The following is a 13064-nucleotide window of genomic DNA, read 5'->3' as shown; positions in this document are numbered from 1 at the left end:
AAACGCGACTACATCTTCCACGGCACCCTGACCACCGCAGCCATCGTGATCTGGCTCCGTGATCTCGTCAAAGAGCCATCAGACACTGCCTAGCCAACTCCTGTCCCCCGTTGGATCCGCACGGCGCAGGGTCGTACGAGCCGCCGCCGCACCGGGAAGGGGTGTTGCACGGGCGCTGGGCCGACACCGCCGACGGGCGTGGCCCACGCTCGCTAGGACTTCTTCTCCGGCAGCCGGGCGATATCGGATACGGGTCCGAGATGGCCGAGCTTGTCGGGGTTGGACACGGAGTGGATCGCCTGGACCGCACCGTCGACGATGTCGAGTTCGACCACGCTGGCCACGCGCCCTTCGGCGTCGTACATCACGACGCAAGGTGATCATGTCGAAGGAGAAGCTGGCCGCCGCCGGGGCCAGTGCACGATGGGTCGAAGACTTCAGTGCCGGTGGGGTGAAGGCCATCGGAGCCCTGGAGGTCCTGGCTGCGGTGGGGCTGATCCTGCCCGCCGTGCTCCACATCGACCGGTTCTGGTGCCGCTGGCTGCCCTCGGCCTGGTGATGATCATGGTGGGTGCGGCGATCACCCGCATCCGGCGCCATGAGACCAAGCTCATGATGGTGGACCTGGTCTATGTCGTCCTGGCCGGTTTCGTGGCGTGGGGCCGCTTCGGAATCGAGTCCTTCCTCAACTGACCGCGACGGCAGGGTGAAACACTGCTCGTGAGGTGTGCAAGGGCGTCCGGTGAGAGGACCGCCGGCGGGCAGTTCGCTGCTCCCGGCATGGCGGGTGAGTGAGGAGTGCGATGAGGGAGATGAGGGAATCGTCAACGGCGTTCACGGAACTGTTCGCCGTGGAGCATCCGATCGCCCTGGCCCCTATGGGCGGGTCGGCCGGTGGTGCCCTGACGGCGGCGGTCTCGCGCGGCGGCGGCCTCGGACTGCTCGGCAGCGGGAACGGCGACCAGGACTGGCTGGCCCGCGAACTGCCTGTCCTGGCCGCCGAGGGCGCCGGGAAACCCTGGGGAATCGGCTTTCAGACGTGGGCGATCGACGTCGGTACGGTCGCCCGGGCACTGGAGCACAACCCGGCGGCGGTGATGTTGTCCTTCGGCGACCCCAGCCCGTTCGTGGAGCGCATCCGCAGCGCGGGCACGGCGCTGATCCTTCAGGTCACCGACCTGGAGGAGGCCCGGCGGGCGGTGGATCTGGGCGCCGATGTGATCGTGGCGCAGGGCACCGAAGGGGGCGGTCATGGGGCCCGGCACGGCCGGTCCACGCTGCCGTTCGTGCCCCTCGTGGTGGACCTGGCAGCGCCCGTGCCGGTGCTGGCGGCCGGCGGGATCGCCGACGGCCGCGGTGTGGCGGCCGCCCTGGCGCTGGGGGCTGCCGGAGCACTGCTCGGCACCCGCTTCCAAGCGACGACCGAGGCCCTGGTCGCCCCCGCGACGGCCAAGGCCATCGTGGCGGGACGCGGGGAGGACACCGAGCGCAACAGGGTGCTGGACATCGCCCGCGGCTCGCAGTGGCCGGCGAAGTACACCGCGCGCACCCTTGGCCACCCGTTCCTCGACGCGTGGCGGGGCCGGGAGAACGAACTCGCAACCGCCCCCCACGCCCAGCAGGAGTACCAGTACGCCGTGGCCCGAGGCGAGATACCCACCCTGCCGCAGTGGGCCAGCCAGGCCGTCGACCTCATCAACGACCTGCCGTCCGCGGCCGATCTGGTCGGCACCCTGGCCGCCCAAGCAGCGGACGCACTGGCCCGCGCCGGCAGACGCTGAACGCACTCACGGCGAAGGCGGCTGAGGGGCCCGCGAGCGGCCTCGGCTACCAGGGCGAGATCGGCTGAATGCCGATGCGGCGCCCCTCCTCGTCGAGGAGATGGCCCATGCGCTTGGCCGTGCGCAGGCCGACGATGCGGTCGGTCACCGTGAGGGTGGGCAGGCGGGCGCACAGGGCGATCTCGCGCCGCTGGATGTCTCCGAGATCGTGCACCCAGAGCGTGGCGAAGATGTTCGCGGGACCGGTGACGGCCGCGACCAGGCGGCACTCGGGCAGGGCGGCGAGGGTGCGGTGGACGGTGCCGATGTCCCGCGCGGGCACCTGGCCGAGCAGGGATACCGGCACCGGACGGCCGGCGAGCGCGGAGGCGACGTCGCAGCGGAAGGTCAGGACCGCGGAGTCCGTGAGGCGGCGCAGGCGGCGGCGGACGGTGGCCGGGCTGGCGTCCGTGCGCTCGGCGAGTTCGGCCAGTCCGAGGCGGCCGTCGCGGACCAACTCGTCGAGCAGACACCGGTCGACGGGATCGAGTGCGAGAGTACGGGTCGGCTCCCGGGCCGCCGCCGCACTGCCGAGCGCCGTCAACTGGGCGGGATCCAGGGAGCGCAGGCGCCAGCGGCTGCCCTCGACGTACAGCGAGGTGGCGAACAGAGCGCTCACCGAGACGATGCCGGGCAGCCGGTCGAGCTTCTCGTGCAGAAACCGGGTGAGCGAGGGCCAGTCAGGGGCCAGCACATCGAGGAGCAGGTCGGCGCTGCCCGGCCCGGTGAGCTCGATCGTCACGACTTCCGGGAGCGCGCCCAGATCCGTCAACAGTCGGGACCGCTCCTGGGGGCGGCAGCGCAGCAGGACGAAGGCCGTGCAGCGGTTGCGGGTGAACTCCCGCCCGGGAGCCGCGTACACCCAGGCGAGCCCCGCCCCGGCCAGCCGCTCCCAACGCCGCGCCAGCGTGCCCGCGGTCACGCCGAGCAATGGCGCCAGTTCCGTCCACGAGGCCCGGGGCCGCAGCTGGAGGGCGTTCACCAGGGCGAGGTCGAGTTCGCTGGCGGTGACCGTTTCTCGCATCACAAGCACTCCGTACGTACGAATCCATGAATATTCGGGGTCGTTCGCGCCTCGGCCCGCACAGTAGCCACCACATTCGGTTCCGGCCACCAGATGATCCAGAGGTGAAGCTGTGTCCACACACACATGGGGAACGGGGCGCGGGCCAGGGGCGCTTAGCTCCGGCGCGGGCCTCCTCGCGACGATGGCCGTCGTCGTCCTCTTCAGCGGCATCGTCCAGGGCTACCTGACGCCGCTGCTGCCCGAGGTCGGCCTGCGCCTCCACATCGGCACCGTGGGACAGAACAACATCTACCTGCTGTCCCAACTGGCCTTCGCGGTGATGACGCCGCTGCTCTCCCGGCTCGGCGACCTGTACGGGCACCGCAGGCTCCTGCGGGTGGCCCTCGCGATGGTGGCGGGCGGTTCGCTCCTGATCGCCGTGCGGCCCTCCGCCGTGACCCTCGCCGTCGGCGTCGTGCTCCAGGGCGCCCTGGTCGGCTTCTTCCCGCTCCTCGTCGGCATCCTCCGCGCCCGCGCTCCGGAGCGCAATCGCACCGGGATCTCCCTACTCGTGGGGGTCCTGCTCATCGCGATCGGTGTGGGCGGCCTGGTGGCGGGCGCGCTCAGCGAGCGGCACGCGGAGGCGGGCCTATGGGTGGCCGTCCCGGTCGCCGCCCTCGCCGTGCTCGCGGGCCTCGTCCTGCCCGACAGCGACGCACCGCACGGCGGGCGCTTCCACTACGGGGCGGCAACGCTGCTCACCGCGGGCCTGGTGGCGCTCGTCCTGGTCCTCGCGCAGGGCGGTACCTGGGGCTGGGGCGCACCGCGCACGGTCGCGCTCGCCGTGGTGGCCGTGGTCGCCCTTTCGGCCTGGGTGGTGGTCGAACGGCGGTCCGCGCATCCCCTGGTCAGCGTGCGGTTGCTGGGCAATCCACGCCTCGCCCTGGTCAGCGGTTACACCTTCTGCGCCGCCTTCGGCACGATCGGCTTCCTCGGCGCCAACGCCCTCTTCCTGGGCGCCGCACGGTCCGCGACCGGCTACGGCATGGGCCTGGGACCGCAGGCCATCGCGACCCTCTCGCTGGCCATGGTGAGCGCCGGATTCGCCGGCGCCGCGCTGACCCCGCGCCTCGCCCGGCGGTTCGGCGACCGCGCCGTGCTCGCCTCGGGCAGCGGCCTCGTCGTGCTGGGATTCGTGGGGATGGTCCTCTTCCACCACACGCTGGCCCAGTACGTGCCCTCCGCCCTCGTCGTGGGGCTCGCGACCGGGCTCTTCGAGTCGATCACGCGGACCTTGTCGGCGGAGGTCGTGGCACGGCAGGAGACCGCCCTCGCCGTCGGCCTCAACGAACTGGCCCTGTCCCTCGGCGCGGCCATCGGCGCCGCCGTGATCGGCGCGTCCTTCGCGGCCCACGTCGTGCACGGCACCACGCGCATCGCCGAGTCCGGCTACCTGTGGGGCTGGGGCGCCTGCGCGTGCGCGGCGCTGGTCGGCACGGCCCTCGCGCTGCGCTACCGCGGCCCCCACGCGGCGGACGCGACGTACGTACGGCAGCCGGCGCAGAAGGGAGAGCTCGCATGACGGACACTTCGGCCGTGCACGGGACGGTGACCGAAGCCGTGCGTTCCTGGAGCGAGCGGCTCGTGGCCCTCAGCCACGGCCTGCATGACGAACCCGAGACCGCTCTCCAGGAGCACCGCTCGGCGGCGAAGATCGCCGGCCTGTTGGAGGCGGGGGGCTTCACCGTCACCCGGGGCGTCGCCGACCTCCCCACCTCCCTCGTCGCCACCCGCGGAACCGGCGACCTCGTCATCGGGTTCTGTGCCGAGTACGACGCCCTGCCCGGCATCGGTCACGCCTGCGGGCACAACGTCAACGGAGCCGCGGCCGTCGGCGCCGCGCTCGCGCTCGCCGCCGCCGCGGACGAACTCGGCCTGACCGTCAAGCTGATCGGCACCCCCGCGGAGGAGGACATCGGAGGGAAGGTGCTCCTCCTCGATGCCGGGGTCTTCGACGACGTGGCCGCCGCGATGATGGTGCACGCCGCCCCGGAGGACAGTGTCGGCGCCTCCTCCCTGGCCATCGGTGCCTGGGACGTCACCTACCTCGGCAGGCCCTCGCATGCCGCGCTCGCCCCCTGGGAAGGCGTCAACGCCCTCGACGCGCTGACCGTCGCCCACACCGCGATAGGTCTGCTCCGCCAACAGTTGCCGCCCGGTGTGGTCGTGCACGGGATCGTCACCGACGGCGGGCAGGCCGTGAACGTCATCCCGGCCCGCACCCGCGCGCGCTGCGAGGTCAGGGCGCTGAACGTGGAGCAGCTCGCAACGGCGTGGCAGCGGGTGCGCGCCTGCTTCGAGGCCGGGGCCCTGGCCACCGGAGCCGAACTCCAACTACAGCCGTGGGGAAGGGACTTCGCCGACCTGCGCCAAGACCAGGACCTGACGGAGGTGTACGCCGGAGTCCTCGGCGGACTGGGCCGTACGGCGATCCCGCGGCACGGCGAGTCGATGGCGTCGACGGACATGGGCAACGTCTCGCAGCTCATTCCCACGATCCACCCCACGATCGGCTACGACACGGGCGGCGCCCAGCAGCACACTCCCGAGTTCACCGCGTACGGCAAGAGCGCGGGCGCGGACCGGGCGGTGCTCGACGGGGCGACCGCGCTCGCCCTGACCGCCGTCGTTCTGGCGACGTCGCCGACCCAGCGGAGCCGGCTGCTCGACGGGGTGCGGAAGCGGCAACGGAGTTAGCCGGCGGCTCGTACCCGCGCGGTGCGGCACAGGGGGCCGGGGGATCCGCCCCACAGTCCTCAGTCGGCGCGGCCCGCCGCCACCGTCACGCCCAGCCCGATCATCGCCAGGCCACCCGCCCCGCCGACCATCGACAGGCGGCGGTCCGAGCGGGCGAACCAGGAACGGGCCGCCGAGGCGCACAGGCCCCACAGGGTGTCCGTGATCAGGCCGATGGCGACCGGGACCAAGCCCAACTCCGACATCTGGAGGGGAACATGACCAGCCGAGTGGTCCACGAACTGCGGGAGCACCGCCGCGAAGAAGACGAGTCCCTTCGGGTTGGTGACGCCCACGAAAATCCCGTCCAGGACCGTGCGCAGATCGCTGCGACGCGCACCCGCCGGAGCCTCCAGCTTGGCCGCGCGCATCTCCTTACGGTGCCGGAACGCCTGCACGCCCAGATAGATGAGATACACCGCTCCTGCCAGCTTCACGCCCGTGAACACCGCGGCCGAGTTCTCGACCAGCGCGCCGAGGCCCCACGCCACAGTGAGCACCAGGACGTAGGAGCCGATCAGGTTGCCGAGGACCGTCGCGAGCGCCGTGCGGCGGCCGTGCGCGAGGGCCCTGCCGATCACAAACAGCACGCTCGGCCCCGGAATCACGATCACCAGTAGCGACATCGCCGCGAACGCGAGAATGTTCTCCGTGGACGCCATGTGAGTCCCTCACCTCCTGGAGTGCTGTCCAGCGGGCATCCAAACAGATGGCGGGCCGTCCGCTCTAGGACCTGTCCGACGGGTCAGGGTCGGAGAGCCGGGAGCGCTCCTGCCTGCGCGGACTGGTCGACCGGGCCGCCGACCCGGTGACTGCCGGATCGTCCCGGCGCCACCACACGCCGCCGACTGGACCGACAGGGTGGTGGATGCGCTGCCTGGAGCCGTGCCCGCCAGGAACGATTGTGGTGGCTGCTAGCTTCGCGAACTGTCCGAAGGAACCCAGGCAACTGCAGCCGAGGCGGGGCCATGGTTGCGAACGGAGGCAACGGTGACTGACGCGGAAGAAACTCCGAACACGCTGGCAGGCTCCCGGTTCAAGCGCCGGAGTTTCCTGGCATCGGCTGCTCTTGCGGCCGCCGCACCGGCGTCGGCGGCCAGTGCCGCGCAGGCCACCGAGCTGCCGACGGACGGACCTCCCCCCACGCCCCACCACGGCTCCGTGCAGCGTCTCCTCGCCGTTCCCGAAGAGGACCGCGGGGTGACCTGGATCAGGTCGGCCCTCCAAGCCGCCGTGGAGCTCGAACTCGCCACCATTCCCGTGTACTTGTGCGGCTGGTGGTCCATCAAGGACCGCGGTAGCGAGGCCGCCCGGTTGCTCCGCCGCATCGTCGGCGACGAGATGTACCACTTGGGCGTGGTGTCCAACCTGCTTGTTGCGGTGGGCGGGCGTCCGAACATCATTGATGCGGCGCCCACCTACCCAGGCCCCCTGCCCGGCGGTGTGCGGGCCGACGTCAACGTGTACCTGTCAGGGCTCACCAAGTCACTCGTGCACGACGTGATGATGGCGATCGAGGCTCCCGAAGCCCCGCTCGCCCAGGGCGTGGGCAACTCGCTCAGCATTGGCCTCTTCTACAGCGATCTACAGAAGGCGTTCCGGAAGACGGCGCCCGAACTCTCGACGCGAGAGCAACTGTCCGAGCACATCGGCTCGGACGTGCTGAGGCCGGTCGAGAACCTCGACGACGTCGAGCGCTCCATCGAGATCGTCAAGGAGCAGGGCGAGGGCACCGCCAGCTCCCCTTCCGACACCTTCGAGGACGACCATCCGGCGCATTACTACGCTTTCGGTGAGATCTACCACGGACGACAGCTGCGCACGGTGGGAGGCAAATCGGAGTTCAGCGGAGCGCCCGTACCGTTCCCGGACGTCCGCCCCATGGCCCGGGTACCGGCTGATGGTTGGCCCGACCCCCCGGATCACGTTCGGCAGCTCCTGGACCGTTTCGACGCCAACTACCACGACGTGCTCACAACCCTCGACAGGGCCTGGGACGGCGGCGGTCACCGCGCGTTGAACGCGGCAGTCCACGCCATGCGCGGGCTGGAAACCCCTGCCGTGGAACTGATGGAGATCGAGATCCCCAACGCCGCGGGCACCTACGGCCCCGAGTTCCGCCCGTTCCCCGCCCATGACCGGTTGAGTTGATATCCGCAGGCACGGCGCCGCACGGGAGGCTTCTGCTCACAGGAGGCTTCTGCGCGGCGCCGTTGACGTGCGAGGAGTCGCCAACACAGGTCCTCGGGCCCGCCCACAGACACCCGCAGACACCCACAGACACCCACACCAGCGGCTGCGGCTGCGGCTACGGCTACGGCTGGCGTGCCCTCCCCCTCCCCCTTCGCCGACAGCCGCACAGTCGGCCTGCGGCGGGGCGGCGGCCGGGGCAGTTGCCGGTCACCCGCGGCCGCAGCCTGCCCCCGCCCCAGCCGATCGCCTGGGTGGGGATCTTGGCGCGGCCCACGGTTCCCGCGCGGGTGAGCCTGCTCACACCACTCCCGCCCTCTACTACGCGCGACCGTAGACCCCAACTCCCCGCCTGCCTTCCGGAAACCGGCGCGGATGCCTGGGCTCGCTACGGTCGTGGGCCGTATCACGGACCGTTGTGACTGGCTGGGGTACGCGCTAACAATGTGCGCTGTCGTGTAGGGCCGCCGTGCCACACCCGGCGGTGTCCTCTCCGACGTGGGCATCCGGGCCGGATCCCGATCCGGCCCCGCCACGGCCTCGGCTGTGTGACCCGAGCGCAAGGAAGAAGGTGCCCCATCTCCAGCCTCGCCCTGCTCGCCCATCCTTCGGTCGGCGCCGCGTCGGCCGGAGCAGCCGCCCGGATGATGACCTTCCTCGACCACTTCGCCGGTGTCTTCACCCTGCTCTCGCTGACCGCCGTAGTGACGTGCGGGCTCGCCGCCACGGATCGGCTGGTGCTCACCCCCCGGCTCCGGGTCGCCGTGCAGTCGGTGCACCGGGCGAGCGCCGTCGCGGCGCTCGGCTTCCTGGCCACCCACATCGCGGTCAAGATCGCCGAGCGGCACGCCGCCCCGCAGACCGCGGTGGTCCCGTTCACCGGTGGCGCCGCCCTCGCGGTGAGCCTGGGCACCGTCGCCGCCGACCTGCTCGTCCTGATCGCGGCCACCGGTGTGCTCCGCGGTCGGTTCGCCGGCAGCCGCCGCCCCTGGCTGTGGCGGGTGCTGCACTCGACGGCGTACGCCTGCTGGCCGATCGCGCTGGCGCACGGGCTGACGGCGGGGCGCAAGGCACACCCGTGGGTGCTCTGGGGCTACGGCCTGTGCGCGGCCCTGGTGGCGCTCGCGCTGTTGGTCCGCGCGCTTTCCTACGTGGGCCGCCACCGGACCCGGCGCCGGCGCCGGCGCGACGCCAGGGCGTACCGGCCCGCTTCCGCCCGCCCGGCCGCGCTGGCAGCCCTGTCCACGCGGCCCGCCCGGCCCCTCACCCGCGCCCGTCCGATGGCCTGGGCCGCGGCACCGACGGCGGCGGCTCCCCGGCCCACGCAGAGTGCCGGCCCGGCCAGGCAGCCCAAGCACGCCGCAGGGCCAGCGCCCCGGCCCTTCCGGCTGGCCCAACCGAGGAGCGGCGAGTGAAGGCCGCCCCGCTGGAGCTGCCCGAGGTGCGTTGGCTGGGTTCGGCCCGGCTGACCGCCGGCCTGGACCGCCACCAGCGCCTGGACCTCGCCGCGCACACCCGCGTCCACCCGCCACTCCCCCCACCGGACCGGGACGGTCTGCTCGCCCTGGCCGCGGCCGTCGAGCTGCCCGGCCGCGGCGGCGCCGGTTTCCCGTTCGCCCGCAAGGCCCGGGCCACACTGGCCACCGCCGACCGCACCGGCGCGCCGCCCGTCATCGTGGTGAACGGCGCCGAGGGCGAACCGTCCAGCGCCAAGGACACGATGCTGCTCGGCCGCGCGCCGCATCTGGTGCTGGACGGCGCCTGCCTGGCCGCGGCCGCGTTCGGTGCCGAGGAGATCGTGATCGGTGTCGCCGCGGGCAGCCCCGGCGAGATATCGGTCCCGGCCGCCCTCGCCGAACGCGAACTTCCCTGCCCGGCCCGGACCGTGTGCCTGCCCGAACGCTTCGTCTCCGGCGAGTCCGGGGCCCTGATCCGTGGCGTCAACGGTCTGCCGGCGGTGCCGCCGCCGCTGAAGGCCCGCGCGGCCGACGGCGGAGCGGGCGGGGTGCGCCGCCGTCCGACGCTCCTCTCCAACGCCGAGACCTGGGCCCAACTCGCCATCGCGGCCCGGCTCGGACCCGATGCCCACGCCGCCGTCGGCACCGCCGCCGAACCCGGCACGGTCCTGCTCACCGTCAACCGGCCGGGCGCCGGTCCGCTGGTGGTCGAGGTTCCGACCGGCACCCGGCTGGGCCCGGTCCTGGACGCCTGCGGCCTCCAGCCGGGCGCGGGGGTGCTGGTGGGCGGCTACCACGGTGCCTGGCTGCACCCGTCGGACGCCGTCGACGCGCCGCTCTCCCGCGCCGGACTCGCCGACCTCGGCGGAACCCTCGGTGCGGGCGCCGTCGTCGCGCTCCCCAACGACACCTGCCCGCTCGGCGAGACCGCCCAGGTCGCGGCCTGGCTGGCGGCCGAGTCCGCCGGCCAGTGCGGACCGTGCAAGCACGGCCTGCCCGCCGCCGCCGAGGCCCTCGCCGTGCTGGCCGCCGGTGCCGCCGAGCCCTCGGCGCTGGAGGACGCCCGCCGTGTCCTCGGCGCGGCCCAGGCCGGTGGCGCCTGTTCGCACCCGGACGGCACGGCCCGCTTCGTACTCACCGCGCTCGACGTCTTCTCCGAGGACGTCGACGCGCACCTCTCCGGGCCCGGCTGTGGCCGTCCCGTGCGCGGCGTGCTCCCCCTCCCGCGCGCAAAGGGCGCCCGGCTGGAAGTGGACTGGTCCCGCTGCACGGGCCACGGCCTGTGCGCGGTACTGGCCCCCGACGTCATCCGCCTCGGCCCGCACGGCTACCCCACCTCCACCACCATCCCGGTCTCCCCCTGGCAGGAACACGGCGCCCGCCGTGCCGTCAACCAGTGCCCGGCCCTGGCATTGCGTCTCCGGCACCGCGGGTGAATCCTCCGGCGGCCCCGCGCGACTGCCGGCACTGACGCTGGCCCTGGCGCCGGCACCAGCGCTGTGGCGAGCCAGGCGGAAGAGCCACGGCGCTCGCCCTCGCCCGGGGCCGCCTACGCTCACCGCATGGCGATCACATACGAGTGGCGAGGCGAGTTGGAGAACTCAGCCGTCAACGCGCTGCACGCGGAGGGCTTCAACCATCGGATCCTGGACGTCGACTGGCTGGCGCAGGTGCACCGCCACAGCCTCGGCTGGGTTTGCGCTCGGCTCGACGGCGAACTGGTCGGCTTCGTCAACGTCGCCTGGGACGGCGGGGCCCACGCATTCGTCCTGGACACCGTGGTCAAGGGGGAACTTCGCCGCTCCGGGATCGGAGCCGGCCTCGTCGACGCAGCTGTCCGAGGCGCCCGGGCGGCACAGTGCGCATGGCTGCACGTCGACTTCGAGGACGACTTGCGGGCGTTCTACCTCGACGCCTGCGGCTTCAAGCCGACGACCGCGGGCCTCATCGCGCTCTGACCGGGCGCCGGGGTCGTTCCGGCGGCGGCCTCCCTACCGAACCTCAGCTGTTTCCTTTCTGCCTGGTCAGAGACTGACAGGCGCTGACGCCGACGAATGCGCCGGCGACTGGTCAGACCGTGTCCTGCCGGCTGGCCGATGTGGTACTAGCACCACCCCGAGTACGGAAGTTGGCTTCATTGATCGCCGGGTCCGGGCGGCCGAGTATCGAGGGAACCGACATTCCTCAAGGGGGAACACATGCCCGTACCCGGGAAATCCACGCGCTGGGCGGCCGTCGCCGCATCCGTACTCCTCGCGGCAGCGGCCCTTCCGGTCGCGCGGGCGGACAGCGCATCGGCCGCGGACGCCTCCCGACCAGGCGCCGCGCGCACACCCGCGCGCTATCTGAACCAGCATCTCGACTGGCAGCCCTGTGCCTCCGGCGGGCTGGAGTGCGCGGCCATGACCGTGCCACGGGACTGGCACCATCCCGACCAGGGCCCCAGCCTGACCGTGGAAGTCTCCCGGCACCGGGCGACCGATCCCGCCAAGCGACGCGGTGTGCTGATGATGGCCGCCGGCGGCCCCGGAGCCTCTGGCCTCAAGCGGCCCGCAGGTCTGGCGGCCTACGCTCCCGGCCTCGCCGCCACGTACGACATCGTCGGCTTCGACCAGCGTGGCGTCGGCAGCAGCACCAAGGTCACCTGCTCCGACCAGTCAGCCGTCGACGCCTACTTCTCCGGCGACAAACGCGACCGTTCTGCCGACGCGATCCAAAAGACCTTCGCCCAGGCACGCGCCTTCGTCCGCGACTGCCAACGCCACTCCAAGGGCCTGCTGCCCTACATCACCACCGAGCAGGCCGTGCACGACATGGACCTCTACCGGTCCCTCCTCGGCGCCGACACGCTCTCCTACTACGGTCCGTCCTACGCCACCGTCCTCGGTGCCTCCTACGCGACCGAGTTCCCGCACCGCGTGGCGCGCATGGTCCTCGACAGCAACGTCGACTTCACCGGCACGTGGCAGTCGTTCATGGAGGCCCAACCGTTCAGCTTCCAGCGCCGGTTCGAAGCTGACTTCCTCCCCTGGCTGGCGAAGAACGACGGCGTGTACCACCAAGGCCGCACGGCCGCAGAGGCCAAGGAGACCTTCGAGCACCTGCGCCTCAGGCTGCACGAACACCCGCTGGTTCTCGACGGGACGACCATCACCCCCGACCAGTTGGACGCCGCCACCAGCAACGCGATCTACCAGGCCGACCCGGGCTTCGAGAAGCTCGCCACCGCTCTGACGGTCCTGGAACACCCCGATACCGCACCGCCCGCCGCCAAGCAGGCCCTCGCCACGGCGCTGGCGCACCCCATGGACTCGGGTTTCGTGGCGGACTTCTTCTCCGTCGTCTGCAACGACACTCCCTGGAACCGCAGCACCGGCTACTGGACCGCGCAGAGCGGCCGCGCCACACGCGACTACCCGCTGGTGGGCGCCCGCTCGCTGGCCTACTCCGCGGTCTGCGCCGCCTGGCCGCGCTCCACCGCACCCCACATCCACATCACCGGGCGCGACCTACCCCCCATCCTCATGCTGAACTCCACACATGACCCCGCCACTTACTACGAGGGCGCACTGCGCGACCACCGGGCCCTGCCTGGCTCGCGCCTGGTGACGGTCGACGGCGGCGGCGATCACGGACAGTTCCAGAACCACAACGCATGCGTCGACAACCTGGTCGAGGGCTACCTCGTCGACGGAACGGTCCCGCCCACCGACACGACCTGCACCGCCAACCCGCTCCCGGTGCCGAGCACAGCCGGGACGAACCCGCACTAGCCGGTCGCCCCGCGCGGGACCC

13 protein-coding genes are annotated in these 13064 nt (G+C 72.1%); 10 read left to right on the top strand and 3 right to left on the bottom strand.

The genetic code is table 11. The features are described from left to right. Positions 1-212 precede the first annotated feature (212 nt). Positions 213-365, bottom strand: a complete 153-nt coding sequence (locus ACFVT2_RS34620; protein WP_390024510.1) for a hypothetical protein — start codon at positions 363-365, stop codon at positions 213-215. A 17-nt stretch (positions 366-382) separates the two neighbouring features. Here ACFVT2_RS34620 and ACFVT2_RS34615 point away from each other — a divergent pair, with 17 nt between their 5' ends. From ACFVT2_RS34615 to ACFVT2_RS34605, 3 genes are all read left to right on the top strand, one after another. Beyond that, entirely contained in the window at positions 383-559 is a 177-nt protein-coding gene (locus ACFVT2_RS34615; RefSeq protein ID WP_390024508.1) for a DoxX family protein, read from the top strand. Further along, on the top strand, positions 559-693 hold the full coding sequence (locus ACFVT2_RS34610; RefSeq protein WP_390024512.1) for a hypothetical protein: 135 nt from the start codon (positions 559-561) through the stop codon (positions 691-693). The genes ACFVT2_RS34615 and ACFVT2_RS34610 overlap by 1 nt, the downstream gene beginning before the upstream one ends. Positions 694-812: 119 nt before the next feature. After that, a complete protein-coding gene (locus ACFVT2_RS34605) occupies positions 813-1781 on the top strand; it encodes a nitronate monooxygenase (protein ID WP_390024506.1) in 969 nt (322 codons plus the stop codon). A 46-nt stretch (positions 1782-1827) separates the two neighbouring features. On the opposite strand, the gene ACFVT2_RS34600 is transcribed toward ACFVT2_RS34605, so the two are convergent. Next, entirely contained in the window at positions 1828-2844 is a 1017-nt protein-coding gene (locus ACFVT2_RS34600) for an Lrp/AsnC family transcriptional regulator (protein WP_390024504.1), read from the bottom strand. A gap of 184 nt (positions 2845-3028) precedes the next feature. Here ACFVT2_RS34600 and ACFVT2_RS34595 point away from each other — a divergent pair, with 184 nt between their 5' ends. After that, on the top strand, positions 3029-4408 hold the full coding sequence (locus ACFVT2_RS34595; protein ID WP_390024502.1) for an MFS transporter: 1380 nt from the start codon (positions 3029-3031) through the stop codon (positions 4406-4408). Then, positions 4405-5583: an amidohydrolase gene (locus ACFVT2_RS34590; RefSeq protein ID WP_390024500.1), complete on the top strand. Its 1179-nt coding sequence runs from the start codon at positions 4405-4407 to the stop codon at positions 5581-5583. The genes ACFVT2_RS34595 and ACFVT2_RS34590 overlap by 4 nt, the downstream gene beginning before the upstream one ends. Positions 5584-5642: 59 nt before the next feature. Here ACFVT2_RS34590 and ACFVT2_RS34585 read toward each other — a convergent pair whose 3' ends face one another. Beyond that, positions 5643-6284 (bottom strand): LysE family translocator, encoded by a 642-nt coding sequence (locus ACFVT2_RS34585; RefSeq protein ID WP_390024498.1) that lies wholly within the window; start codon positions 6282-6284, stop codon positions 5643-5645. 328 nt (positions 6285-6612) lie between these two features. Between ACFVT2_RS34585 and ACFVT2_RS34580 the strand changes: the two genes are divergently transcribed. The 5 genes from ACFVT2_RS34580 to ACFVT2_RS34560 all read left to right on the top strand — a co-directional run bounded on the left by ACFVT2_RS34580 (position 6613) and on the right by ACFVT2_RS34560 (position 13042). After that, the gene (locus tag ACFVT2_RS34580) at positions 6613-7773 is read left to right on the top strand and encodes a ferritin-like protein (protein WP_390024496.1); all 1161 of its coding nucleotides are present in this window, start codon (positions 6613-6615) and stop codon (positions 7771-7773) included. A 587-nt stretch (positions 7774-8360) separates the two neighbouring features. Then, positions 8361-9227 carry a hypothetical protein gene (locus ACFVT2_RS34575; protein WP_390024494.1) on the top strand — a complete coding sequence of 289 codons (867 nt, stop codon included), beginning with the start codon at positions 8361-8363 and terminating at the stop codon, positions 9225-9227. Continuing rightward, complete coding sequence (locus ACFVT2_RS34570) at positions 9224-10705, top strand: NADH-ubiquinone oxidoreductase-F iron-sulfur binding region domain-containing protein (RefSeq protein ID WP_390024492.1); 1482 nt, start codon at positions 9224-9226, stop codon at positions 10703-10705. The genes ACFVT2_RS34575 and ACFVT2_RS34570 overlap by 4 nt, the downstream gene beginning before the upstream one ends. Before the next feature lie 126 nt (positions 10706-10831). Continuing rightward, positions 10832-11227, top strand: coding sequence for a GNAT family N-acetyltransferase (locus tag ACFVT2_RS34565; RefSeq protein ID WP_390024490.1), 396 nt, complete (start codon positions 10832-10834; stop codon positions 11225-11227). A 240-nt stretch (positions 11228-11467) separates the two neighbouring features. Beyond that, positions 11468-13042, top strand: a complete 1575-nt coding sequence (locus ACFVT2_RS34560) for an alpha/beta hydrolase (RefSeq protein ID WP_390024488.1) — start codon at positions 11468-11470, stop codon at positions 13040-13042. Positions 13043-13064 lie beyond the last annotated feature (22 nt).

Origin of the sequence: Streptomyces sp. NPDC058000, from assembly GCF_042886435.1 — a bacterium.
Classification (GTDB): domain Bacteria; phylum Actinomycetota; class Actinomycetes; order Streptomycetales; family Streptomycetaceae; genus Streptomyces.
This window is presented reverse-complemented; position numbering and strand designations above follow the sequence as displayed.

What these genes read in the sequence shown, in the direction of transcription:
- ACFVT2_RS34585 (WP_390024498.1), bottom strand. Translation starts at nt 6,284, where the DNA reads ATGGCGTCCACGGAGAACATTCTCGCGTTCGCGGCGATGTCGCTACTG.
- ACFVT2_RS34605 (WP_390024506.1), top strand. Translation starts at nt 813, where the DNA reads ATGAGGGAATCGTCAACGGCGTTCACGGAACTGTTCGCCGTGGAGCAT.
- ACFVT2_RS34620 (WP_390024510.1), bottom strand. Translation starts at nt 365, where the DNA reads ATGTACGACGCCGAAGGGCGCGTGGCCAGCGTGGTCGAACTCGACATC.
- ACFVT2_RS34600 (WP_390024504.1), bottom strand. Translation starts at nt 2,844, where the DNA reads ATGCGAGAAACGGTCACCGCCAGCGAACTCGACCTCGCCCTGGTGAAC.
- ACFVT2_RS34610 (WP_390024512.1), top strand. Translation starts at nt 559, where the DNA reads ATGATCATGGTGGGTGCGGCGATCACCCGCATCCGGCGCCATGAGACC.
- ACFVT2_RS34615 (WP_390024508.1), top strand. Translation starts at nt 383, where the DNA reads ATGTCGAAGGAGAAGCTGGCCGCCGCCGGGGCCAGTGCACGATGGGTC.
- ACFVT2_RS34595 (WP_390024502.1), top strand. Translation starts at nt 3,029, where the DNA reads ATGGCCGTCGTCGTCCTCTTCAGCGGCATCGTCCAGGGCTACCTGACG.
- ACFVT2_RS34560 (WP_390024488.1), top strand. Translation starts at nt 11,468, where the DNA reads ATGCCCGTACCCGGGAAATCCACGCGCTGGGCGGCCGTCGCCGCATCC.
- ACFVT2_RS34565 (WP_390024490.1), top strand. Translation starts at nt 10,832, where the DNA reads ATGGCGATCACATACGAGTGGCGAGGCGAGTTGGAGAACTCAGCCGTC.
- ACFVT2_RS34590 (WP_390024500.1), top strand. Translation starts at nt 4,405, where the DNA reads ATGACGGACACTTCGGCCGTGCACGGGACGGTGACCGAAGCCGTGCGT.